The 24371-nt window shown below is 66.7% G+C and carries 20 protein-coding genes; 15 read left to right on the top strand and 5 right to left on the bottom strand.

Annotated features, from left to right (window positions below; genetic code table 11):
* Window positions 1-29 precede the first annotated feature (29 nt).
* Both glnD and map read right to left on the bottom strand, forming a co-directional pair.
* Window positions 30-2705, bottom strand: coding sequence for a [protein-PII] uridylyltransferase (gene glnD, locus D106_RS0112425; protein WP_018877466.1), 2676 nt, complete (start codon window positions 2703-2705; stop codon window positions 30-32).
* A gap of 58 nt (window positions 2706-2763) precedes the next feature.
* On the bottom strand, window positions 2764-3549 hold the full coding sequence (gene map / locus D106_RS0112420) for a type I methionyl aminopeptidase (RefSeq protein ID WP_018880224.1): 786 nt from the start codon (window positions 3547-3549) through the stop codon (window positions 2764-2766).
* A 245-nt stretch (window positions 3550-3794) separates the two neighbouring features.
* Between map and rpsB the strand changes: the two genes are divergently transcribed.
* From rpsB to lpxA, 13 genes are all read left to right on the top strand, one after another.
* Entirely contained in the window at window positions 3795-4568 is a 774-nt protein-coding gene (gene rpsB, locus D106_RS0112415) for a 30S ribosomal protein S2 (protein WP_018866996.1), read from the top strand.
* Between the two features lie 57 nt (window positions 4569-4625).
* Complete coding sequence (tsf, locus tag D106_RS0112410) at window positions 4626-5495, top strand: translation elongation factor Ts (protein ID WP_018880223.1); 870 nt, start codon at window positions 4626-4628, stop codon at window positions 5493-5495.
* Window positions 5496-5597: 102 nt separating this feature from the next.
* On the top strand, window positions 5598-6335 hold the full coding sequence (gene pyrH / locus D106_RS0112400; protein WP_018866994.1) for a UMP kinase: 738 nt from the start codon (window positions 5598-5600) through the stop codon (window positions 6333-6335).
* Window positions 6328-6885, top strand: a complete 558-nt coding sequence (frr, locus tag D106_RS0112395; RefSeq protein ID WP_018866993.1) for a ribosome recycling factor — start codon at window positions 6328-6330, stop codon at window positions 6883-6885. The genes pyrH and frr overlap by 8 nt, the downstream gene beginning before the upstream one ends.
* A 12-nt stretch (window positions 6886-6897) precedes the next feature.
* On the top strand, window positions 6898-7650 hold the full coding sequence (uppS, locus tag D106_RS0112390; RefSeq protein ID WP_018880222.1) for a polyprenyl diphosphate synthase: 753 nt from the start codon (window positions 6898-6900) through the stop codon (window positions 7648-7650).
* Complete coding sequence (locus tag D106_RS0112385; protein ID WP_018875562.1) at window positions 7643-8479, top strand: phosphatidate cytidylyltransferase; 837 nt, start codon at window positions 7643-7645, stop codon at window positions 8477-8479. Before uppS ends, D106_RS0112385 begins: the two co-directional genes overlap by 8 nt.
* A 21-nt stretch (window positions 8480-8500) precedes the next feature.
* On the top strand, window positions 8501-9703 hold the full coding sequence (gene ispC / locus D106_RS0112380) for a 1-deoxy-D-xylulose-5-phosphate reductoisomerase (protein ID WP_018880221.1): 1203 nt from the start codon (window positions 8501-8503) through the stop codon (window positions 9701-9703).
* A complete protein-coding gene (gene rseP / locus D106_RS0112375; protein WP_018880220.1) occupies window positions 9700-11061 on the top strand; it encodes an RIP metalloprotease RseP in 1362 nt (453 codons plus the stop codon). Before ispC ends, rseP begins: the two co-directional genes overlap by 4 nt.
* A 72-nt stretch (window positions 11062-11133) precedes the next feature.
* Window positions 11134-13467: an outer membrane protein assembly factor BamA gene (gene bamA, locus D106_RS0112370; RefSeq protein ID WP_369772453.1), complete on the top strand. Its 2334-nt coding sequence runs from the start codon at window positions 11134-11136 to the stop codon at window positions 13465-13467.
* 41 nt (window positions 13468-13508) lie between these two features.
* Entirely contained in the window at window positions 13509-14024 is a 516-nt protein-coding gene (locus D106_RS0112365; RefSeq protein ID WP_018866987.1) for an OmpH family outer membrane protein, read from the top strand.
* On the top strand, window positions 14002-15015 hold the full coding sequence (lpxD, locus tag D106_RS0112360) for a UDP-3-O-(3-hydroxymyristoyl)glucosamine N-acyltransferase (RefSeq protein ID WP_018866986.1): 1014 nt from the start codon (window positions 14002-14004) through the stop codon (window positions 15013-15015). Before D106_RS0112365 ends, lpxD begins: the two co-directional genes overlap by 23 nt.
* A 95-nt stretch (window positions 15016-15110) precedes the next feature.
* Window positions 15111-15605, top strand: coding sequence for a 3-hydroxyacyl-ACP dehydratase FabZ (gene fabZ / locus D106_RS0112355; RefSeq protein ID WP_018880219.1), 495 nt, complete (start codon window positions 15111-15113; stop codon window positions 15603-15605).
* Window positions 15602-16384, top strand: a complete 783-nt coding sequence (gene lpxA / locus D106_RS0112350) for an acyl-ACP--UDP-N-acetylglucosamine O-acyltransferase (protein WP_018866984.1) — start codon at window positions 15602-15604, stop codon at window positions 16382-16384. Before fabZ ends, lpxA begins: the two co-directional genes overlap by 4 nt.
* A 420-nt stretch (window positions 16385-16804) precedes the next feature.
* On the opposite strand, the gene lpxB is transcribed toward lpxA, so the two are convergent.
* The 3 genes from lpxB to D106_RS0112335 are packed head-to-tail and all read right to left on the bottom strand — an operon-like array spanning window position 16805 to window position 20119.
* A complete protein-coding gene (lpxB, locus tag D106_RS0112345; RefSeq protein WP_018880218.1) occupies window positions 16805-17971 on the bottom strand; it encodes a lipid-A-disaccharide synthase in 1167 nt (388 codons plus the stop codon).
* Between the two features lie 40 nt (window positions 17972-18011).
* Window positions 18012-19109, bottom strand: coding sequence for a DegT/DnrJ/EryC1/StrS aminotransferase family protein (locus D106_RS0112340; protein ID WP_018866982.1), 1098 nt, complete (start codon window positions 19107-19109; stop codon window positions 18012-18014).
* Window positions 19106-20119: a Gfo/Idh/MocA family protein gene (locus tag D106_RS0112335; protein ID WP_018866981.1), complete on the bottom strand. Its 1014-nt coding sequence runs from the start codon at window positions 20117-20119 to the stop codon at window positions 19106-19108. Before D106_RS0112335 ends, D106_RS0112340 begins: the two co-directional genes overlap by 4 nt.
* 119 nt (window positions 20120-20238) lie before the next feature.
* Between D106_RS0112335 and rnhB the strand changes: the two genes are divergently transcribed.
* Both rnhB and dnaE read left to right on the top strand, forming a co-directional pair.
* Entirely contained in the window at window positions 20239-20841 is a 603-nt protein-coding gene (gene rnhB, locus D106_RS0112330; protein WP_018866980.1) for a ribonuclease HII, read from the top strand.
* On the top strand, window positions 20838-24311 hold the full coding sequence (gene dnaE / locus D106_RS0112325) for a DNA polymerase III subunit alpha (protein ID WP_018880217.1): 3474 nt from the start codon (window positions 20838-20840) through the stop codon (window positions 24309-24311). The genes rnhB and dnaE overlap by 4 nt, the downstream gene beginning before the upstream one ends.
* Window positions 24312-24371 lie beyond the last annotated feature (60 nt).

The following is a 24371-nucleotide window of genomic DNA, read 5'->3' as shown; positions in this document are numbered from 1 at the left end:
GGAACACGTAATCAGTGTTGCCCTCGGCGTCAGAGGGCCTGAAGCAGGGCCTCGCGCAGTCGGGTCTGTGCCTCGGCGTCCAGCGGGGTGCGCCCGGGTCGGCTCAGCAGGAAGCTGTCTTCGACCTGTTCGCCGGCCGTGGCGATGCGGGCGGTGCGGACGTCGATACCCTGCTCGCCAAGGATATGCCCGATGGTGGACAGCAGGCCCGGTCGATCCAGGGCCCGCAGGCGCATGCGCGTGGCGTGGCCCCCGGGCGCCGGCTCGAATTCGATGCGGGTGTCCACGTCGAAGTGCTTGAGGCGTCGCGGTAGCTGACGCGTGGCGGGGTTGGGGGTGCGGCCCTGGCGGGCGAGTTCGTGCTCCAGAGCGTGGCGGATCTCGTCGGCGCGATAGCCGGCATCGACGGTCTGGCCGCCGCCGCTCTCCAGGACCAGGAAGGTATCCAGGGTGCGGCCACCCGCCGTGGTGATGATGCGGGCGTCCACGATGTCGAGCCCGAGCTGGGTCAATGCGCTGGTGATGCGGGCGAAGATCTGCGGGTGATCCTCGGCATAGACGAAGATCTCGGTGCTGCCGCGCGAGGTCTTGGGGCGTACCAGGATCAGCGGGAGCGCGTCCGGTTCCAGCGGGAGCAGGGCCTGGGCATGCCAGGCGATCTCGTCGGCGGAATGGCGGAGGAAATACTCGTCGTCGAGTTCATCCCACAGCCGACGCGCCTGTTCCGGATCGAAGCCCTGTTGCTGTAGCCGCTCGAGCGCCTCGACGCGCGTCTGCCGGATCTGCTCGTCCATGTCCGGCGGGGTGTCCAGGCCACGATCGAGGACGTTGCGCGTGGCGTGGTAGAGGGTCTGGAGCAGGGCATCCTTCCAGCTGTTCCATAGCTCCGGGTTGGTGCCGCGGATATCGGCAATCGTGAGCAGATAGAGAAAGTCCAGGCGTTCGCCGGTGGCGACCTCCCGTGCGAAGCCGAGGACCACCTCGGGGTCCGAGATGTCCTTGCGCTGGGCCGTGAGGGACATCAGCAGGTGCGAGCGCACCAGCCAGGCGACCAGCCCGGCATCGGCGTCCGAGAGCCCGTGTTGCTGGCAGAAGTGCAGGGCGTCGTGGGCGCCCAGCTCGGAGTGGTCGCCGCCGCGACCCTTGGCGATGTCGTGAAACAGCGCGGCCAGGACCAGGCGTTCCGGCCGTTCCAGGCTCGCGTGGATGCGGTGCGCCAGGGGTTGTTCGTGGGCGAACTCGGGCAGCGCGAGCCGGCGCGCGTTGCGCACCACGTTCAGGGTGTGTTCGTCCACGGTGTAGGCGTGGAAGAGGTCATACTGCATGCGCCCGATGATGCGGCCGAAGGCCGGCAGATAGTTGCCCAGCACGCCATAGCGGTTCATCCGGCGGAGCTGGCTGGTGATGCCGCGCGGCGCGCGCAGGATGTCCATGAACAGCTCGCGGCAGACCGGGTTGCGCCGGAAGTGACCGTCGATCAGGTGGCGGTGGGCCCGGATCAGGCGGATGGTGGAGGCCCGTATGCCCTGGATCTCGGGGTGTTCCTGCAACAGGCGGAAGACCTCCAGCAGGGCCGGCGGGTAGATCATGAAGACCTGGTCGTGCGCGGCCTCGAGATAGCCACCCCGGAGCTGGAAGCGCTGATGGATGCGCACCGGTTCCTGCAGGTTTTCGGGGTCGTCCAGGATGGCCTCGTTGAAGTGCTGCAGCAGCAGCTCGTTCAGGCGCTCGAGGTCGTTGATGGTGCGGAAGTAGCGCTGCATGAACTGCTCGACCGCCCGGTTGTGGTTCTGGTCGACGAAGCCGAAGGTGTTGGCCAGCTGGCGCTGCAGGTCGAACAGCAGGCGGTCCTCGCGGCGGCCGGCCAGCATGTGCAGGGCGAAGCGCACGCGCCAGAGGAAGTTCTGGCCCTCCATCATCTCGCGGAATTCGCCCTCGCGCAGGAAGCCCAGCGAGACCAGTTCCTCGATGCGCTCGGCGCCGTAGTGGCGCTTGGTGACCCATCCGATCATCTGGATGTCGCGCAGCCCGCCAGGGCCTTCCTTGACGTTTGGCTCCAGGCGGTAGGCGGTCTCGCCGAAGCGGCGATGCCGGGCCTGCTGTTCCGCTAGCTTGGCGGCGTAGAAACTGCGCGAGTCCCAGATGCGATCGGGTTCGATGGCCTGGCGGAAGTCGTTGAACAGACCCAGATGACCGGCCAGGTAGCGGGCCTCGATCAGGTTGGTCGCAACGGTGATGTCGTCGCGCGCCTCGCGGGTGCAGTCTTCGATGCTGCGCACGCTGTGTCCGACTTCGATGCCGATATCCCAGAGGAAGGTGACGAAATCGCTGATGCGGTCGAAGCGGGCACGGTCGTGCTCGCCCTCGAGGATGATCTGGATATCGATGTCGGAGGCGGGATGCAGTTCGCCGCGCCCGTAGCCCCCGACCGCAATCAGGCACAGCCGGTCGTCATCGGCCAGACCCTTCTGCGCCCAGATCAGCTTGAGCAGCTCGTCGATGCGCCGGGCATGGCCATGGATCAGTTCGGCGATGGGCATGCCGTCGCGAAAGCCCTGGTACTGCTGCTCCAGGATGGCGCGGCGGCGGTCCCGGAACAGGGCGATGTTCCCCGGGTTGCGGCTCAGGCGCTGGTAGTCCTCGCCCCAGTCGGCGGTGAAGGCCGGGGTATCGAGTTCGCCGGGGGTGCTGCCCGCAGGATTCATTGCAACTCCGTGGCGTTGTTGGTGCGAATCGGCGGGTAAGGGAGGCGAAAAGCCCGGATCAGGCCGCGATCTCCTGGGGCGGGGTTTCGTCCTTGCGCAGGGTCAGGATCTCGTAGCCATCCGCGGTCACCAGGATGGTGTGCTCCCACTGGGCCGAGGGGCTGTGATCCTTGGTCACGGCGGTCCAGCCGTCCGCGAGGATGCGCGTATGCCGGCGTCCGGCATTGATCATGGGTTCGATGGTGAAGCACATGCCTTCCTCCAGCGTCATGCCGGTGCCGGGCTTGCCGTAGTGCAGGACCTGTGGGTCCTCGTGAAAGCCGCGCCCGATCCCGTGACCGCAGAATTCGCGCACCACGGAGCAGCGCCGGGCCTCGGCGTACTCCTGGATGGCGTGTCCGATGTCGCCCAGCGTGGCCCCGGGGCGGACCTGCTGGATGCCGAGGTACATGCTGGTGCGCGCCACGTCGATCACCCGCTGGGCCTGGATGCCGGCCTTGCCGATCACGAACATGCGGCTGGTATCGCCGTGAAAGCCGTTCTTGATGACGGTGATGTCAATGTTGAGGATGTCGCCGTTCTTCAGCTTCCGGTCGCCCGGGATGCCGTGGCAGACCTGGTGGTTCACCGAGGTGCAGATCGACTTGGGAAAGCCCCGGTAGTTGAGCGGGGCCGGGATCGCGTCCTGGGTGTTCACGATGTAGTCGTGGCAGATCCGGTCCAGCTCCCCGGTGGTTACGCTGGACTGCACATGGGGCTCGATCATCTCGAGGACTTCGGCCGCCAGGCGGCCGGCGACGCGCATGTGTTCGATCTCTTCGGGGGTCTTGATGGAAACGGACATGGGGGCTCCCGCCGCGGCGCCCGCAGGGGCTCGGCGTTTGGTTCGGGTAAGTGTCCTATGCTATAAAGCGCGCGCCTCGCTGGCAATTCGGCGGGGCCGGATGCCGCCCTTTGCGGGGCCGGTGTTCGAAACCTTAATCCACACACGTATCGGCACGGTCTGTCGGGTGCCCGCTCGCGAAGAAGATTCGGTTCGGGTTTCAGATCGGGATACGTGGAGGCTCAACCCGTTACAGGAGAAACCTCATGTCCCTCGTGACTATGCGACAGATGCTGGAGGCCGGCGTGCACTTCGGCCACCAGACGCGTTACTGGCATCCCAAGATGGCCCCGTACATCTTCGGGGAACGCAACAAGATTCATATCATCAACCTCGAGAAGTCCCTGCCGATGTTCAACGACGCGTTGAACTTCCTCGGCAAGCTCGCCGCCGACGGCGGCCAGATCCTGTTTGTCGGCACCAAGCGCTCGGCGCGCGACGTGGTCGCGGAAGAGGCACGTCGCTGCGGCATGCCGCACGTGAGCCACCGCTGGCTGGGCGGGATGCTGACCAACTTCAACACGGTCAAGCAGTCGATCAAGCGCCTGAAGGATCTCGAGACGATGGACGCCGACGGCAGCTTCCAGGTCCTGAACAAGCGCGAGGCCCTGAGCCGTCGCCGCGAGAAGGAAAAGCTGGATCGCAGCCTGGGCGGTATCAAGGACATGAACCGCATGCCCGACGCCATGTTCGTGATCGACGTGGGCTACGAAAAGATTGCCGTGGCCGAGGCGAAGAAGCGCGGCATCCCGGTGGTGGCCGTGGTCGATTCCAACCATTCCCCGGAAGGCGTGGACTACGTGATCCCGGGCAATGATGACGCGATGCGTGCCATCCAGCTCTACGTGGCCGCGATCGCCGACACGATCATCGAGGCCAAGGGCGCCGTGAGCACCGGTGGCGTGAGCGAAGAAGAGTTCGCCGAGCCGGCCGCGGCCGAAGGTTCCGACGATACCGCGTCGCCTGCCAACCCCGCTTGATAACCGGGACCGGCCGCCCGAGGCGGCCGGTCCGAGCATGATTCAGGAGCACCAACGATGCAGATTACTGCTGCACAAGTGAAAGAACTGCGCGAGCGCACTGGCGCCGGCATGATGGAATGCAAGAAGGCCCTGACCGAGACCGGGGGAGACCTGGAAGCGGCCGTGGAAGCCATGCGCAAGTCCGGCATGGCCAAGGCCGACAAGAAGGCGGATCGGGTTGCGGCCGAGGGCCGGGTCGAGATCGCCTGCGAGGGTTCGCAGGCCGTGATCGTCGAGATCAACTGCGAAACCGACTTTGTTGGCAATGACGACAATTTCCGCGCCTTCACCGGCACCTGCGCCAAGGTAGCGCTGAACACCGCAGCCGATTCCGTCGAGGGTCTGATGGCCGAGACCGTGGATGGCCAGACCCTGGAAGAGCAGCGCACCCAGCTGATCGCCAAGGTGGGCGAGAACGTCCAGGTGCGTCGCTTCGAGCGGATGAGCGCGGAAGGGGCCCTGGGCTTCTACCAGCATGGTGCCCGCATCGGTGTGCTGGTCGGCCTGAACGGCGGAGACGAGGCGCTGGCTAAGGACATTGCCATGCATATCGCAGCCAGCCACCCGGTGTGCGTGGACGAAAGCCAGGTGCCGACCGAAATGCTCGACAAGGAGCGCGCGATCTTCAAGGCGCAGGCCGAGGAGTCCGGCAAGCCCGAGAACATCATCGAGAAGATGATCGAGGGCCGGATCCGCAAGTACCTGGGCGAGATTACCCTGGTCGGCCAGCCGTTCGTGAAGGACCCCGATCAGACCGTCGGCCAGTTGCTGGAGAGCAAGGGTGCGTCGGTGTCCGGATTCATCCGCTATGAGGTGGGCGAGGGCATCGAGAAGAAGACCGAGAACTTCGCCGAAGAGGTCATGGCTCAGGCGCGCGGCGCCTGATCCAGCAGGATCCCGGGGCGGCCGCTTGAAGCGGCCGTTTCCGGATAAGAGGGCCAGAAAAAACTGGCAAGCGAGAATAACGAGCCCGAGATAAGGAACTCCATGAGTCAGGACAGCCAGCCCGCGTACCGGCGCATCCTTCTGAAGTTGAGCGGGGAGGCCCTGATGGGCCAGCAATCCTACGGGGTGGACCCGGATGTCCTGGCGCAGGTGGCCGAAGAGGTCTCGGAGCTCTCCCGCATGGGGGTAGAGGTCGGCATCGTGATCGGTGGCGGTAATATCTTCCGCGGTGCGGGTTTGGCGCAGGGCGGCATGGACCGGGTGACCGGTGATCACATGGGCATGCTGGCGACGGTGATCAACGCGCTGGCGCTGCAGGATGCGATCGAGCGGGCCGGGCGTTTCTCCCGCGTGATGTCGGCGATCCGGATCAACCAGGTCTGCGAGGACTACATCCGGCGCCGTGCGGTGCGCCATCTCGAGAAGGGGCGGATCGTGGTGTTCGCGGCCGGGACCGGTAATCCGTTCTTTACGACGGACTCTGCGGCCAGTCTGCGGGCGATCGAGATCAACGCCGATATCATGATCAAGGCGACCAAGGTCGACGGTGTCTACGATGCCGACCCGGTCAAGAGCAAGGATGCCCGACGCTTTGAACGCCTGACGTTCGATGATGCGCTGGAAAGGCGCCTGGGCGTGATGGATACCACGGCCCTGGTGATGTGCCGCGACAACGGCCTGCCGATTCGTGTAATGAACATGTTTGCCAGGGGCGACCTGCAGCGGCTCGTGATGGGCGAGGCGGTGGGTACCCTGGTCGAGGGATCCCGCAATGAGTGACGCCACCATCAAGGACGCGCGCGAGCGCATGGACAAGAGCCTGGAAGCGCTGCGCAACGAACTGTCGAAGATCCGCACGGGGCGGGCGCACCCCACGCTGCTCGAGCACGTGCACGTGGAGTACTACGGCATGGAAGTGCCGATCAACCAGGTCGCGAACATAACGGCCGAGGATGCGCGCACGCTGGCCGTGGTGCCGTACGAGAAGGACATGGTCGGGAAGGTCGAGAAGGCCATCATGACCTCCGACCTGGGCCTGAACCCGGCGAGCATGGGGACCGTGATCCGGGTGCCGCTGCCGGCGCTGACGGAAGAGCGCCGCCGCGAGTTGGTGAAGGTGGTGAAGGCGGAGGCCGAGCACGCACGGGTGGCCGTGCGCAATATCCGGCGTGACGCCAACAATGCCTTCAAGCAGCTGGTCAAGGACAAGGAGATGTCCGAGGACGACGAGCACAAGGCCCAGGAGCAGGTCCAGAAGCTGACCGACGACCACATCGCGAAGATCGACGCGATGCTGGCGGACAAGGAAGCCGAGTTGATGGAAGTCTGACCGGCGCGCACGATGCCGGTTATCGCCAAACCCCGCGATGGGCTTCCCGCGCATGTCGCCATCATCATGGATGGCAACGGCCGTTGGGCCGAGGCGCGCGGTCTGAGCCGATCCGAAGGCCACCGCGCCGGGCTGGAGGCGACGCGCAACGCCGTGCGCTTCTTTGCCGAACAGGGCGTTGGCACCCTCACCCTGTTTGCCTTTAGCAGCGAGAACTGGGCCCGCCCCCGGGAAGAGGTCGAGGCCCTGTTCGACCTGTTTGTTTCCGCCATCGAGGCGGAGCTTCCGGAGCTCGTCGAGCGGGGTATCGCGCTGCGCTTTATCGGGGATCGCGCGACGTTCCCGTCCGATCTTCAGGCACGCATGACCGAGGCCGAGCACGCCACCGCCGGCAATGATCGGATGTGCCTGGTGGTCGCACTGGGCTATGGCGGGCGCTGGGACATCCTGCAGGCGGCCCGCCGCTGGGTGGCCGACAGCGATCGCGGAGCGGACCCCGAGGCCGCCTTCTCCGGATATCTGAGTACGGCCGGCCTGCCGGACGTGGATCTGCTGATCCGCACCGGGGGTGAACACCGGGTCAGCAATTTCCTCTTGTGGCAGGCGGCCTACGCCGAACTGCTGTTCATCGAGACCTTCTGGCCGGATGTGACGAATACGGAGCTGGAGGAAGGGCTGACCTGGTACGCAAGCCGCCAGCGCCGCTTCGGGCGCGTGCCGGCCGCGGGCGACGCGGCCGCGCCGGGGGAGGCGACGGGTGCTTAGGCAACGGATCCTGACGGCGTCGGCCCTGGGCCTGCCGGCCCTGGCCCTGGTGGCCTGGGGCCCCAACTGGGCCGTGCTGCTCCTGGTGGTGCTGGTGCTCGGGCTGGCCACCTGGGAATGGGGCGGCCTGGCGGGACTGGTGGGCCACGGTGCCCGCGCCGCGCTGGTCGCGGCCGTGGGCGCCCCCGTGCTGGCGCTTGGAACTGCCCCCGCAGGGGCGCTGCACTACCTGATTCTGGGCCTGGCCCTGCTGTGGTGGCTGGTGATCCTGCTGGTGCTGCCGTTCTACCGGGAACACGAGGAGGGCGCGCGCGGCCGACATGGACCGCTGTTTGCGGTTGCGGCGATCCTCACGCTGGTGCCGGCCGGAATGGGCCTCGTCTGGTTGCACGCACTGGCCCCGTTGCTGGTGGTGTATCTGGTGGTGCTGGTGGGGCTCGCGGATACGGGCGCCTACTTCGCCGGCAAGGCCTTCGGCCGCAACCCGCTGGCGCCCCATATCAGCCCGGGAAAGACCCGCGAGGGGTTGTTCGGCGGCCTGCTCACGGTACTGGCCTTCGCGACCGTGGTGGCGATCGGGTGGGGGCTTGCCCCGATGGACGCGCTGGTCTTCCTTCTGCTGTCGGTACTGATCGGTCTGGTGTCGGTGGTCGGGGACCTGTTCGAGAGCATCCTGAAGCGCGAGGCCGGGGCCAAGGACAGTGGTTCCTTGCTGCCGGGTCACGGGGGTATTCTGGACCGGTTCGACAGTATGGTTGCAGCCGCCCCGGTGTTCCTGGCCGGGCTGTTGTGGCTGGCGCTGATACCGGCCTCGCCGGTGACGGGATAGCGCGCGCAGGCGCAGGTACTCATGAAGACGACGCAGCTCACCATTCTCGGATCGACCGGCAGTATCGGGCTGAGCACGCTGGACGTGGTGGCGCGTCAGCCGGAACGGTTCCGCGTCCATGCCCTGACGGCTCATCGCAATGTGGAACGTATGCGCGAGCAGTGCCTCCGGCACGCGCCGGACGTCGCGGTGATGGTCGATGCGGATGCCGCGGATGCCCTGCGCACGGCCCTGGCGGCGTCCGGTTCGCGCACGCAGGTGCGCGCGGGCTCGGAGGCCCTGGCCGAGGTGGCTCGCGCGCCGCAGGTGGACGCGGTAATGGCCGCGATCGTGGGGGGCGCCGGGCTGTTGCCCACGCTGGCCGCGGCGGAGGCGGGCAAGCGGGTGTTGCTGGCGAACAAGGAGGCGCTGGTGATGTCCGGCGCCTTGCTGATGGATGCCGTGCGGCGCTCCGGGGCGTGCCTGCTGCCCATCGATTCCGAGCACAACGCGATCTTCCAGTGCCTGCCGAACGGGTACGTCTGTGCGGAGCCGGTGACACCGCACGGCGCCCGCCGGATCTGGCTGACCGCGTCGGGCGGGCCGTTTCGCGATCGTCCGCTGGATAGCTTTGCCGGCATCACCCCGGACGAGGCCTGCGCTCATCCCAACTGGGAGATGGGGCGCAAGATCTCGGTGGACTCCGCAACGATGATGAACAAGGGCCTGGAGGTGATCGAGGCCTGCTGGCTGTTCGCAGTACCGCCGGCGACGATCCAGGTGGTGCTGCATCCGCAGAGTATCGTGCACTCGATGGTGGCCTATGACGACGGCTCTGTGCTCGCGCAACTCGGGAATCCCGATATGCGAACACCGATTGCCCATGCCCTGGCCTGGCCCGAGCGCATGGAATCCGGGGTCGAGCCCCTGGACCTTCTGACCATGGGCCGGCTGGAGTTCTCCGAACCGGAAGCGGCGCGCTTCCCTGCGCTGGGGCTGGCCTATCAGGCCCTGGAGCGCGGGGGGACGGCGACGGCGGTGCTGAACGCGGCGAATGAGGTGGCGGTGGAGGCGTTTCTCGCCGAACGCCTGGCGTTCAGCGAGATCCCAGTGGTGATCGCCGCCACTCTCGATGCCATCGAGGCCGAGCCGGTGGACTCGCTGGAGCGGGTGTTGAGCGCTGACCGGAAGGCACGCGCGATCGCCGGGGAGCAGGTGGCGAACGCACGGCAAGTGGTGTCATGACCTTTCTGACGAGCCTGCTGGCATTTGCGGTGGCGATCGGCGTGCTCGTGACCGTGCACGAGTATGGACATTACCTGGCCGCGCGCCTGATGGGTGTCAAGGTGCTGCGGTTTTCGGTCGGTTTCGGGCGCCCGTTGTACAAGCGCTACTTCGGACGGGATCGGACGGAGTTCGTGATCGCCGCGCTGCCCCTGGGCGGCTACGTGAAGATGCTGGATGAGCGCGAGGGGGCCGTCGCGCCGGAGGAGGTCCCGCGCGCCTTCAACCAGAAGGGTCTCGGGGCCCGTACCTTTGTGGTGTCGGCGGGACCCGCGGCGAATTTCCTCCTGGCCATCGTGGTGTACGCCGTGATGTTCATGGTGGGCGTGGGAGGGGTCAAGCCGATTCTGGGCGAGGTGGCGCCGGAGACGCCGGCCGCCGAGGCCGGGCTCGAGCGCGGGCAGGAGATCCTGCGGGTGGGGGATCGCGCGGTCGTGGACTGGGAGCAGGCCAACCTGCGGCTGCTGGATCATGCCGTGCGCGGCGAGGCCGTGACCCTGCTGGTGCGGGATGTGGAGGGTCGCGAGTTCGAGCGCGAGGTGGATCTGCGCGATCGCCAGGCGCTGCTGGGCGAGGGGCAGTTCCTCGACAAGCTGGGCTTGCGGCCGTATCGCCCCGCGCTGGAACCGCGTATCGGCGCGGTCGAGGCCGGGAGCCCCGCCGCGGCGGCGGGGCTGGAGCCGGGTGATCGCGTGCTGGCCGTGGATGGCGACGCGGTGACCGACTGGAACGACTGGGTCGAGCGCGTGCGTGCCCGTCCGGAGACGGACTTGCAGGTGACGGTCGAGCGGGATGGCCGAACCCTGGAGCTGCGCATGACGCCGGAGGCTGTGGATCATGAGGGCACGCGCATCGGCCGGATCGGTGCCGGGGTGGACCCGGATCAGCCGGCGGCGCGGGAGATGGCGGTCCTGGTGCGTCAGGGCCCGGTGTCGGCCTTTGTTTCCGGTGTCCAGCGCACGTGGGATGTCTCGGTCCTGACGCTCGGCATCCTGTGGCGAATGATCACCGGGGATGCGTCGGTTAAAAATATCAGCGGACCGGTTACCATAGCCGAGTTCGCGGGGGTCTCGGCGCTGATCGGGGTCTCGGCGTTCCTGGGTTTCCTGGGGCTGGTCAGTGTGTCCCTCGGGATCATCAACCTGCTGCCGATCCCGATGCTGGATGGCGGACATCTGCTGTATTACGCCGCCGAGGCGGTCAAGGGCAGCCCGGTGTCGGAGCGTACCCAGATCATCGGACAGCAGGTGGGGCTCCTGGCGATCGCGGGCCTGATGACACTGGCCCTGTACAATGATTTGACACGACTGTTCGGCTAGGCGTGGCGACGGGCCCCTCCGGATCGGGGGTCTTCGACGGGTCTGCCGAGCGGCCTTTTTCTGGCGGAGAGCATGGCGCGAAACAGCTTGAGAGGAATGGCCCTGATCGGCTTGCTGGGCCTGGCGGGGACGGCCTGGGGGCAGGCGTACGAGATCGAGGACATCGAGATCGAGGGGCTCGAGCGGATCACCGCCGGCACCGCGCTCAGCTATCTGCCCGTGCAGGTGGGCGATACCTTCGACGACAGTCGCAGTCCGGAGGTGATCCGCGAGCTGTTCCAGACCGGTTTCTTTGACGACGTCGAGATCGCGCGACGCGGTGACGTGCTGGTGGTGATCGTCTCGGAACGCCCCGCCATCAACGAGATCAACTTCTCCGGCAACCGCGACATCCCGGACGACGGGCTGCGCGAGGCCCTGAACTCCGCGGGCCTGCGCTCGGGGCGAGTGTTCAACCGGACCATGCTGGACCGTATCGAGAGCGAACTGCGCCAGCAGTACTTCGCCCGTGGCCGCTACAACGTCCAGATCGACGTCGAGATCGTCGAGCTGCCGCGCAACCGCGTGGACGTGGAGATCGACATCGCGGAGGGGCCGGTGGCGAAGATCCGCCAGGTCAACGTGGTCGGCAACGAGAGCTACAGCACGCGCGAGCTGACCCGCGGTTTTGAATCCGGGGTGCCCCGCTGGTGGGCATTCTTCAGTCGCCGCGACAATTACTCCCGCGAAAAGCTCTCCGGAGACCTGGAGCAGTTGCGTTCGCATTACCTCGACCAGGGGTTCCTGGAGTTCGACATCGACTCCACGCAGGTCACCCTGACGCCCGATCGCAAGGACCTGTTCATCACCATCAACGTGGACGAGGGCGAGCGCTACACGGTGACTGGCGTGGATCTGGCCGGCGAATTCGTCATCCCGCGCGAGGAGCTGGAAGACCTGATCGAGGTGGATATCGACGCGCCGTTCTCGCGCAGCCAGATCACCGAGTCGGCGGAGCGCATCAGCGAGCGGCTGACACGCGAGGGCTATGCCTTCGCCAACGTGAACCCGGTCCCCGATGTGGACGAGGACAACCGTGAGGTCGCGATTACCTTCTTCGTTGACCCGGGGCCGCGCGTGTATGTGCGTAACATCCGCATTACCGGCAACCAGAACACCGAGGAGCGGGTCTATCGCCGCGAGCTGCGCCAGATGGAGAGCGCCTGGTACAACGGCGCGCTGATCGAGCGCTCGCGGGTGCGCATCCAGCGCTTGCCGTTCGTGCAGAGCGTGAACGTGGAGACCGAGCGGGTCGCCGGTACGGATGACGAGGTGGACCTGAACATCACCGTGACCGAGCAGCAGTCCGGGGCCCTGTCCCTGGGGGCCGGGTTCTCGCAGAACCAGGGCCTGTTGCTGACCGCCAGTCTGACCCAGGACAACTTTCTCGGGACCGGGAACCGCTTCTCGACCGAGGTCAGTACCAGCAAGGTCAACCAGCTGTTCCGGATGAGCGTGACCAATCCGCACTTCACGCCGTCCGGCGCGAGCCGCGGATTCTCCGTGTTCTACCGGAAGATCGATGCCGAGGAGGCGAACATCTCGCGGTACTCGTCGAATCGCTTTGGCTTCGACGTGACCTACGGCATCCCGCTGTCGGAATTCGACCGCATCCAGGTCCGGCCCGGTTTCGAGAACATCGAAATCGAGACGGTCGAGGCGTCGGAGACGCGCATCGGGACGCCGGACGAGATCATTGACGAGCTGGACGAGTTCGGTGACTCGGCGAATCTCTACAAGCTGGAGACCAGCTACGTCCATGACACGCGGGACAGCACGACCTTCGCCTCGGAAGGTCGGCGGCACCGGGTCGGACTGGAAGTGGCGATTCCGGGCAGTGACCGCGAGTTCTACAAGCTGACGTACTCGGGCCAGGAGATCTTCCGGCTGTCCGATCGCTATTCCTTCAGTCTGTCGGCCGGGCTGGCCTATGCGGATGGCTACGGGGGCGACGAGGTGCCGTTCTACGAACGGCTGTTCGCCGGCGGCATTCGCTCCGTGCGCGGGTATGAGGACAACCGCCTGGGCGACCTGCGCCCGCTGCGGGATGGCCAGCCCGCGACGCGTGATTCGAACGACGACCCCTACGGGGGTCGCTTCCGGACCACGCTGTCCGCGGAGCTGTTCTTCCCGATGCCGTTTGCCGCCGACAACGACGCGGTGCGCATGAGTACTTTCGTGGATGCCGGGAACGTGTTCGATCAGGTGTCGGATTTCGATAGTAGCGAGTTGCGCGCGTCGGCCGGGGTCGCGGTCACCTGGTTCTCCCCGGTGGGGCCGTTGAGCTTCAGTGTGGCCGAGCCGTTCAACGACCAGCCGGGTGATGATCTGCAGCGCTTCCAGTTCCTGCTGGGGGCCAGTTTCTGAAGATGGTCGATGCAAACGATGCCAGGGCATCGGGAGGCGGTATGAGATCCGGGCTCGCCTGGTGGGTGATCGTGATGATGGTCGTCAGCGGGTGGCTGGTGCTGCCGGCGGCGGCGGGCGCGCAGAACGTGGCTTTCGTCACCATGAACCGGATCCTCGAGGATTCGCCGCAGGCCGAGGAGGCGATGCGCGAACTGGAGCGCGAATTCTCGCCGCGCGATTCCGAGCTGGTGGCGGAGCGCGAGGAGCTGCAGCGCCTGCGGGACCGGCTGGAGCGCGACGGGGACCTGATGAATCCGTCGGAACGGGCAGATCTGGAGCGCGAGTTCTCGCAGCGCTCGCGCGAGTTCCGGCGGGCCCAGGAAAGCTTCAGCGAGGACCTGAACGTGCGTCGCAACGAGGAGCTGGCCAAGCTCCAGCGGCGTATCAACGATGCCATCGTCGACCTCGCCCGCGAACGCGACATCGACCTGATCCTCACCGAGCGTAACGTGCTCTACGCCAGTGATCGCATCGACATCACGGACGACATCCTTGCCGCAATGCAGCGCGACTGACGGCGGGTATACCGCCCGGGAGCTGGCGGAAACCCTGGGCGGGCGGCTTGTCGGCGAGGGTGAGCGGCGGGTTGCGGGGCTGGCCCCGTTGGCCGCAGCCGGACCCGGGGATCTGAGTTTCGTCACCGACCCCGACCGGCATGCCGAAGAAATCGAGAACTGTGCCGCGGGCGTGATCCTGGTGCCCGCAACCGCGGACCTGCCTGTGTTTCCCGGGCGGTCCCTGATTGTGCTGCAGGATGTCTACCTGGGCTATGCGCGTGCGAGTCAGTGCCTCGGCGCTCGCCGCCGCTTGCGGCCCGCGGGCGTACATCCGGGTGCGTTTGTCGATCCCGGTGCTTCGGTGGCGGCCGATGCAAGCGTCGCGGTTGGCGCCGTGATTGGTGCCGGGACGGTGATCGGCGCGGGGGCCGTGGTGTCCGCGCATTGTGTGGTCGGTGAGGGCGTCACCATCGGGGCCGGCACCTTCCTGCACCCGCGCGTGACGCTGCTCGATGGGGTGGAGGTCGGGGAACGGTGCATCCTGCACAGCGGCTGCGTGATCGGCGCCGACGGCTTCGGCTTCGCATCGGCCGGCGGCAACGGCTGGGAGAAGATCGAGCAGCTGGGCCGCGTCGTGATCGGCTCGAATGTGGAAATCGGGGGTAATACCACCATTGATCGCGGGGCGCTGCAGGCGACGCGCATCGGCACCGGTGTGAAGATCGACAACCTCGTTCATGTTGCCCATAACGTCGAGATTGGCGACCATACTGCCATTGCCGGCTGTGTGGGCATTGCGGGGAGTGCCCGTATCGGGGCCCATTGCGCGATTGGGGGCGGCGCCGGGATCCTGGGGCATCTTTCCATTGCGGATCACGTGACGATCCACGCGATGACGCTGGTTACGCGCTCCATCGACCGGGCGGGTCACTACGCGTCCGGGGTGCCGCATCAGGAGGCGCGGCTGTGGAATCGCATGCTGGCACGGCTGCGACGCCTGGCACGTTAGGGGGGACGATCCCGTCCCGGGAACAGCCGGTTCTGGCCCATGTACGGGCGGAGAACCGATCGAACGTCGTATTGCACGTCCGCGCAGCGGTCCGTATGCGGCATCTCAAGAATCAGAAAAAGGACACCGGCGTGGATGACTTTAACGTCCAGGAGATCATGCGCTACCTGCCGCATCGCTACCCGTTCCTCATGGTGGATCGGGTGCTGGAGTGGGAGGCGGGCAGCTATCTCACGGGGATCAAGAATGTCAGCATCAACGAGCCGTATTTTCAGGGCCATTTCCCGATCAAGCCGGTGATGCCGGGGGTCCTGATCCTCGAGGCCCTGGCCCAGGCGACCGGGCTCCTGGCATTCAAGACGGAAGAGGCGCGCAACGAGAATCAGGACAAGCAGCAGCTCTACCTGTTCGTCGGCATCGACGAGGCACGTTTTCGGCGTCAGGTGGTGCCCGGCGATCAGCTTCACCTGCGGGTCGAACTCAAGCGGACGGTGCGCGGGATCTGGCGCTTCGATGCGGTAGCGAAGGTCGGCGAGGATGTCTGCGCCACCGCACAACTGATGTGTTCCGGCCAGGAAATTCCGGCGTGATTGATCCGCGGGCCGACGTCCACCCCAGTGCCGAGATCGACTCCTCGGTGGAGATCGGACCGTTCTCGGTGATCGGTGCCAACGTGAAGATCGGCGCCGGGACCCGGGTCGGGCCGCACGTGGTGATTAACGGGCCCACGGAGATCGGGCGCGACAACCGGATCTTCCAGTTCTCCTCGCTCGGGGAGGAGCCGCAGGACACCAGCTATCGCGGCGAGCCGACCCGGCTGGTGATCGGTGACCGCAACGTGATCCGCGAATCGGTGACGCTGCACCGGGGCACCGAGAAGGGGCTGGGCGAAACGGTGATCGGGCACGACAACCTGATCATGGCGTACGTGCACATCGCCCACGACTGCACCATTGGCAACAGCATCATCTTCTCCAACGCCACTTCGCTGGCCGGGCATGTGGAGATCCAGGATCACGCAACACTGGGGGGGTTCACCCTGGTGCATCAGTTCTGCCGGGTGGGGACCTATGCCTTTACCAGCATGGGGGCGGCCCTCAACCGTGACCTGCCGCCGTACTGCCTGGCGAGCGGAAACTACGCGCGTCTGATCGGGATCAACAAGGTGGGGCTCAAGCGCAATGGCTTTTCCAACGAGGCCATCCAGGCGCTCCATCGGGTATTCATTCAGGGCATGCGCGGCCGGGCCGGCCGCGAGAGCCACCTCGACACGATGTTCGAGGAGACCGATGTCCCCGAGGTGCGCAACCTGATCGGGTTCGTCCGTGGCAGCCGGCGCGGCATCCTGCGCGGCGGCCGCCCCCACTGACCTTTGCGCTCCAACTCCCTCGGTCATGGAACCACAGTGGACACGGAGTGCACGGAGAAGGGCAAAGGCGATTCACAGGAAGGTCGGAAGGGGCGAAGAAATTCCGATTCAGATGGTTTCAGTAAACGGGCCTTTCTGGCGGGCCGTTGCTGTAACCGCAAAGTGAATGGGCCATCACCGGTATGTGATCCGGGGGCGACCCATTCGTCATTTTGGGTCACAAAGCGACGTGGCGAACGGCGAGGGCGCCCCGTCTCACGGAACATAGTCGCGCTACGTTCGCAGCCACGCTCCCTCAGGAGCTCCCAGATGCCCCCGAGCCCACCGGCGCCTCACCCCTGTAACCCCTTCCTGCCTTCCCAGCTTCCTGTATACCGCCTTTGACCTTTCCCTTCTCCGTGCACTCCGTGTCCTCTGTGATTAAATCAGCGTCTCCCTAGTCAACAGATGGCCGTGCTGGAGGAGTTCCTGCGCCATTTCGGCGACGCGGCGGTCGGCCCCACCATCCCCCAGGCGTTCTCGCACGCGGGCCAGCCGTTCACGCATGGCCAACCGTTCCTCGGGGTGTGTGAGCAGGCTCATGGCATCCCGCGCGAGGCGCTCGGGGCTGGCATCTTCTTGCAGGTACTCGGGTACCAGGCGCTCGCCCCCGACGATATTGACCAGGGCGATGTTCTCGAGGCGAACGAGGCGCGAGAACACAGCATGGCTCACGGCCCCCATCCGGTAGAAGACCAGCATCGGGGCCTGGAGCAGTCCGGCCTCGAGCGTGGCTGTGCCGGAGGCAATCAGCAGGAGATCCGCCCCGGCCATCAGGGAATGGGTCTGCGCATCACCTCCCACGAACTGCAGGGGCAGGTCGTCCCAGGCCGCGAGCTCGGTCAAGCGATCGGTCGTTACCCCGGGTGCCATCGAAACCACGAACCGTACATCCGGATGCGCGGCATGGATGCGCCGGACCGTGTCTACGAGCATGGGCCAGTGGCGCTTCAGTTCGCCGCTCCGGCTGCCGGGCAACAGGCCGACCAGTCGCGTCTCGGGCAGCAGGTCCAGCGTTTCCCGAATCGGTGTTTGCGGCGGTTGCACCCGGTCCACCAACGGGTTGCCGACATAGCGCACCGGTACGCCGGCGTTCTCGTAGACCTCGGTCTCGAACGGGAACAGGACCGCCATGGCGTCGACGCAGCTGCGAATGCGCTTGATGCGCCCGGAGCGCCAGGCCCAAAGCTGCGGGCTGACGTAGAACAGCACGCGAATCCCGAGGCGGCGGGCATGTGCCGCCAGGCGCAGGTTGAACTCCACGTAGTCGACCAGGACCAGCAGGTCCGGACGCTCGGTTTCGAGATGGCGGCTCATGCGCCGGAACAGCCGGCGCAGGCGCGGGTAGTTCACCAGCACATCGACCAGGCCGACCACCGCGAGCTCGGAGACGTCGATCAGCGTGTCGACGCCGGCGGCCCGCATCTGTGTCCCGCCCATGCCCGAGTAGCGCAGTCCGGGCTCGAGCGCGGAGAGCTCGTGGACCAGCCCCGCCCCGAGGGCGTCTCCCGAGCTTTCGCCGGCGCAGATCACCACATGCTGCGTCATTGCCGGAGCGGGGCTCCAGTCGGCGCGGGGCGGGGTGGCGTCATGCGAGGGCTTCGCGGATCTTCCCGCAGATCATGTCGATGGTCGCGTCCTCGAGTTCCGGGAACACGGGCAGCGACAGGCAGCGCGCGGCGATGTCTTCGGTGACGGGCAGCGATTCCGGGCGATTCTTCAGGTCGGCGAAGGCCTTCTGCTGGTGCAGGGGCACTGGGTAGTAGATCGCGCAGGCGACCTCGGCGGCCTTGAGGGCCTCCATGATGGTATCGCGGTGATCGGTCAGCAGCGTGTACTGATGGTAGACGTGGGTCCCGATACCGTCCTCGAAGGGCACCTCCACGGGCAGGCCGGCCAGGCCGTCGCGGTAGCGCGCGGCGACCCGGCGGCGCTCCGCGTTGTAGGTATCGATGTGCGGCAGCTTCACCCGAAGGATCGCGGCCTGCATCTCGTCCAGCCGGCTGTTGTAGCCGATCTCGTCGTGGTAGTAGCGCTCGCTGGAACCGTGATTGCGCAGACGGCGCAGGGCCTCGGCGGACGACGGGCAGCTGGTGGTGACCAGGCCGCCGTCGCCGAAGGCCCCGAGGTTCTTGCTGGGGAAGAACGAGAAGCAGCCGAAGGCATTGCCCGCACCGGTCTGCACGCCGTCGACCGTCGCGCCAAAGGACTGCGCACAGTCCTCCACGATCATCACCTTGTGCTTCTCGGCGATGGCCTGCAGGCGTGGCATGTCGGCTGGCTGGCCGAACAGGTGCACCGGCAGGATCGCCCGGGTGCGTTCGGTGATCGCAGCCTCTACCTGATCCGGATCGATGTTGAAGGTGCGCGGGTCGATGTCCACAAAGATCGGGTCGGCCCCGACGTAGCGGATGGCCTCGGCCGTGGCGATGAAGGTGAACGGGGTGGTGATGACCTCGTCACCCGGGCCGATCCCGGCCGCGGCCAGGGCCAGATGCAGGGCATCGGTGCCCGACGCGCAGGTGATCGCGTGCTCGACGCCGAGGTAGTCGGCCAGTTCCTGTTCCAGGGTCTGCACATTGGGGCCCAGGATGAAACGGGCGCCGGCCAGCACGTCCTGAAGGGCGGCATCGATTTCGGGGCGCAGGCTCTGGTACTGGCGCTGCAGGTCGACCATCGGGATCACGGCTTGACTCCTGTGGGGTTCGCATCGAGGTGGCTGTGCGGGCCGTCGGCCCGGCTCATGATGTTCAGGTTTTCATAGACCAGGTCGGTGATGCGGCTGGCCGTCTCCAGAGCGCGCTGGCCGTCGCGGCCGCTGACGACGACCGGACCCTGGCCGCGGACCGCGGCCACGAAAGCCTGGATCTCGGCGAGCAGGGCATCGGCCTCGTCGAACACGCTCTCCTCGCGATGGATGGCCGGGGCGCCGGTCTCCGGATCGGGGTCACCGATATGGTTCAGCGACAGGATGCGATTCTGGAAGTCGACGGATGCGTAGGCATGCGACTGGAAGATGCGCATGCGGCGCTCGGACTTGGTGCTGATGCGGCTGGAGGTGACATTGGCGACGCAGCCGTTCGCGAACTCCAGGCGGGCGTTGGCGATGTCGATGTCGCCGGTCAGCACCCGGGCACCGGAGGCGCGGATCTCGGTCAGCGGCGCGTCCACCAGCGACAGGATGATGTCGATGTCGTGGATCATCAGGTCCAGGACGACCGAGACATCGGTGGCGCGCGGCTTGTAGGGCGCCAGGCGGTGGGACTCGATGAATCGGGGATGCAGCGGGCTCTCGGTCAGTCGGCGCAGGGCGGCATTGAAGCGTTCCAGATGCCCGACCTGGAGTACCACGCCCTGCTTCTCGGCGATCCGGTTCAGGGCCTCGGCCTGCTCCAGGGTCGCGGTGATGGGCTTCTCCACGAGCACGTGGCAGCCGGCCTCGAGGAAATCGCGGGCGATGTCGTAGTGAAGGGTGGTGGGGGCGGCGATGGAGACCGCATCGACCTGCCCGATCAGGGCGCGATGATCGGTCTCCGCGCGGCAGTCGTTGTCGGCCGCCACGCGTTGGGCGGTTTCGGGGTCGGCGTCGACCACGGCCACCAGCTCGGTATCCGGCAGCGCAGCGTACTTGGCGGCATGCCATCTGCCGAGGTGGCCCACGCCGATGGCGGCGCAGCGTAACGGGGATTGGGACATGGGTAGGCTCGGATCCGGAGGGGGTGTGCTAGGATTTTCGGCGCTATTGTAACGGATCCCCGGCGCGGCGCATGGTCGTGTTCGGATGATTGCCCGCAGTTCACCGTGGTGGAGACTCCATGACAGAGGCAGCGCAGCGCCACGTCGCCGGCGTGGACGAGGTCGGGCGCGGGCCGCTGGCCGGGCCGGTGGTCGCGGCGGCCGTGATTCTGCCGCAGGACTACGCCTGTCCCGGCCTGACCGACTCCAAAAAGCTGAGTGCCCGGCGCCGGGAGGCGCTGGACGTACAGATCCGCGCGGACGCGCTGGCGTGGTCGCTGGGGCGGGCCGAGGCCGCGGAGATCGACACACTGAATATCCACCGCGCCACTCTGCTGGCGATGCAGCGAGCCGTGGCCGGTCTGGCCCTGGCACCCGCGCACCTGCTGGTCGACGGGCGCTTTACCCCCGAGGGGCCCTGGACGGCCGAGGCCATCGTCGGCGGGGACGGTTCGGTGGCGGCCATCAGTGCAGCCTCGATCATCGCGAAGGTGGCCCGCGACGGCTGGTTGCGTGAACTCCACGGCGACTACCCCGAGTACGGCTTTGACCGGCACTCGGGCTATCCGACGGTGGCCCATCGCGAGGCCCTGGAGCGCCTGGGTCCGTGTCCCCAGCACCGGCGCAGCTTCGGGCCCGTAGCGCGTGCCATCGCCGCGCGGGAGCAGGAGGCCGGGGCATGAGCGAAGCCCATCCCGGCTTCGTGCACCTGCGGGTGCATTCGGAGTACTCTCTGGTCGACGGCCTGGTGCGGCTGAAGCCGCTGGTGAAGGCCGTCGTCGATGGCGGCATGCCGGCCGTCGCGGTCACCGATCATTGCAACCTGTTCGGGCTGGTGAAGTTCTACCGCGCCGCGATCGCACAGGGCGTGCAGCCGATTATCGGGGCGGACGTGCTGGTACGCGATGCGCGCGCCGACGGCAGCCTGGCACGGATGACGCTGCTGGCGCAGAACGATCCCGGCTACCGCAACCTGACGCGGCTGATCTCGCGGGCCTGGCAGGAAGGCCAGGAGAAGGGGATCCCGCGGGTGGACTGTGCCTGGCTGGACGCGGCGGCCGAGGGCCTGATCGCGCTGTCGGGGGGCATCGACGGGTTGTTCGTGAACGGTTCAGGGACCGCCCGCGCCCTGCTGGCCGAGGATCTGGAACCCTGGATGCGGCGCTTCCCGGGGCGATTCTATTTCGAGCTGGTGCGCTCGGACCGGCCGGGCGAGGAGGCCTGGATCGAGCAGGCCCTGGCCGCGGCCGAGGCCTTCGACCTGCCGGTGGTGGCGACCAACGATGTCCGCTTCCTGCGTCCGGAAGATTTCGAGGCCCACGAGGCCCGGGTCTGCATTCACGACGGCGTGACCCTCGATGATCCGCGGCGGCCGCGGCGCTATTCGGAGGCGCAGTACCTGCGTTCGCCGGAGGAGATGGCGGAGCGGTTCGCGGATATTCCCGAGGCCCTGGCCAACAGCGTCGCGATCGCGCGGCGCTGTTCGGTCAGTCTGACCCTGGGCGAATCGGTGCTGCCGGACTTCCCGGTGCCCGAGGGGTACACGGTGGAGGATCACCTGCGCGAGACCTCGGCGAAGGGACTGGCCGCCCGCCTGGAGCGCTTCTGCTTCGCGCCGCAGGAGGACTACGAGGCGCGGCTGCAGCGGGAACTGGACGTGATCTGCCAGATGGGGTTCCCCGGGTACTTCCTGATCGTGGCGGATTTCATCCAGTGGGCCAAGGACAACGGCATCCCCGTGGGCCCGGGGCGTGGCTCGGGCGCCGGCTCGCTGGTGGCGTATGCGCTGGGTATTACCGACCTGGATCCATTGCGTTACGAGCTTCTCTTCGAGCGGTTTCTGAATCCCGAACGCGTCTCCATGCCCGACTTCGATGTCGATTTCTGCATGGAGAAGCGCGACGACGTGATCGACTACGTCGCCGAACGCTACGGTCGCGACAAGGTGTCGCAGATCATCACCCACGGGACCATGGCCGCGAAGGCCGTGGTGCGCGATGTCGGGCGCGTGCTGGGCCATGGCTATGGCTTCGTCGACCGGATCGCCAAGCTGATCCCGTTCGAACTGGGCATGACCCTGCAAAAGGCCCTGACCGAGAGCGAGGACCTGAAGGCGCTGTACGACGAGGACGAGGAGGTCCGCGCGATCATCGACCTCGCGCAGAAGCTCGAGGGCCTGACCCGCAACGCCGGCAAGCATGCGGGCGGGGTGGTGATCGCACCCTCCGCGCTCACCGATTTCTCGCCGCTGTACTGCGAAGACGATGGCGGATCGCTGGTGACCCACTTCGACAAGGACGATGTCGAGGCGGTCGGCCTGGTCAAGTTCGACTTCCTAGGCCTGCGCACGCTCACCATCATCGACTGGGCGGTCGAGAACGTCCGCAAGATGGATGCCGAGGAGCGGGTCGACCTGGACGCGATCCCGCTGGATGATCCGGACACCTTCCGCCTGTTGAAGGATTACCAGACCACCGCGGTGTTCCAGCTGGAATCCGGCGGGATGAAGGATCTGATCAAGCGTCTGCAGCCCGACAGCTTCGAGGAGATCATCGCGCTGGTGGCGCTCTACCGGCCGGGGCCATTGCAGTCGGGCATGGTGGACGACTTCATCGACCGCAAGCACGGTCGTGCCCAGGTCGAGTACCCGCATCCGGATCTGGAACCGATCCTGAAGCCGACCTACGGCGTCATCCTGTACCAGGAGCAGGTGATGCAGATTGCCCAGGTGCTGGGCAACTACACCCTGGGCGGCGCGGACCTGCTGCGGCGCGCGATGGGCAAGAAAAAGCCCGAGGAGATGGCCAAGCAGCGCGAGATCTTCCTCGAGGGCGCACTCGGACGCGGGGTCGACGAAGGGGTCGCGACCTACATCTTCGATCTGATGGAGAAGTTCGCGGGCTACGGCTTCAACAAGTCGCACTCGGCGGCGTATGCCCTGGTCGCCTACCAGACGGCGTGGCTCAAGGCGCATTATCCGGCGCCCTTCATGGCGGCGGTGCTGTCCGCGGACATGGACAACACCGACAAGGTCGTCGGGCTGATCGAGGAATGCCGCAACATGGGGCTGGAAGTCCTGCCGCCGGACGTGAACCAGTCCGATTACCGCTTTACCTGCCGCGACGCGCAGACCGTCGTCTACGGCCTGGGGGCGATCAAGGGTGTGGGCGAGTCCGCGATCGATACGCTACTGAAGGCGCGCGGGCAGGGCGGCGACTTCCACGGGCTGGTGGACCTGTGTCAGCGGGTGGATCTGGGCAAGCTGAACAAGCGCGTGCTGGAGACGCTGGTGCGTGCCGGGGCCATGGACGGTCTGGGCGCGAATCGCGCGACGCTGCTGAACGATATCCCCATGGCCGTGGCGGCCGCGGAGCAAACGGAGCGCAACGCCAGCCTGGGGGTAGTCGACCTGTTCGGCGACCCGGCCGCGGCCGTCATCCCGGAGAGCGCGACCCTCGAGGAGATGGAGGATGACGAACGCCTGCGGGGCGAGAAGGACACCCTGGGGCTCTATCTGACCGGCCACCCGGTGGAGCGCTATCGGGCGGAGCTGCTGCGCCTGACCGGGACCACCCTGCAGGCCCTGGAGGCCAAACTGGAGGATCGCCCTGACGAGACGCAGGGCCAGAAATGGCGCGGCAAGCAGGAGACCGTGCGCATAGCGGGCCTGATTGTCGGCGTGCGCGTGCGCAACACGCAGAGCGGGCGCATGGGGATCGTTACCCTGGATGACCGCAGCGGGCGGGCCGAGGTGGTGCTGTTCAACGACGACTTCACCCAGTACAAGGACCGCCTGGAACCGGACGCGCTGCTGGTCGCGGAAGGCACCGTCACGCTGGACGACTATGCCGGGGGTACCCGCATGCGGGCGCGGGCCGTCTACAGCCTGGACGAGGCGCGCGCGCAGTGGGCGCGGGCGCTGCACCTGTGCCTGGAGGGCGTGGTGCCGGAACAGGTCGCCCACCTGCGAGGGCTGATGGAGGCGCATCGCGAGGGGCCCTGCCGTGTGCACATGTGCTACCGCCGGGATGGGCTGGAGGCCGATATCAGCCTGCCGGAGGGCTGGACGATTCGGCCGGACGAACGCCTGTTGCGCGGCATCCAGCAGTCGCTGGGGCCGGACTGCGAGGCGCAGGTGCTGTACGGTCGATAGACCGCTGCGCATCGGCACGGGAGCGGCGCGCGCCGCGATTGGTTACAATTCGCGTCTTTC

This window comes from Thioalkalivibrio sp. ALE9, assembly GCF_000377445.1.
Classification (GTDB): domain Bacteria; phylum Pseudomonadota; class Gammaproteobacteria; order Ectothiorhodospirales; family Ectothiorhodospiraceae; genus Thioalkalivibrio.
Note: the sequence above shows the minus strand (reverse complement) of the source record. Positions and strands in the feature narration are given on the sequence as shown.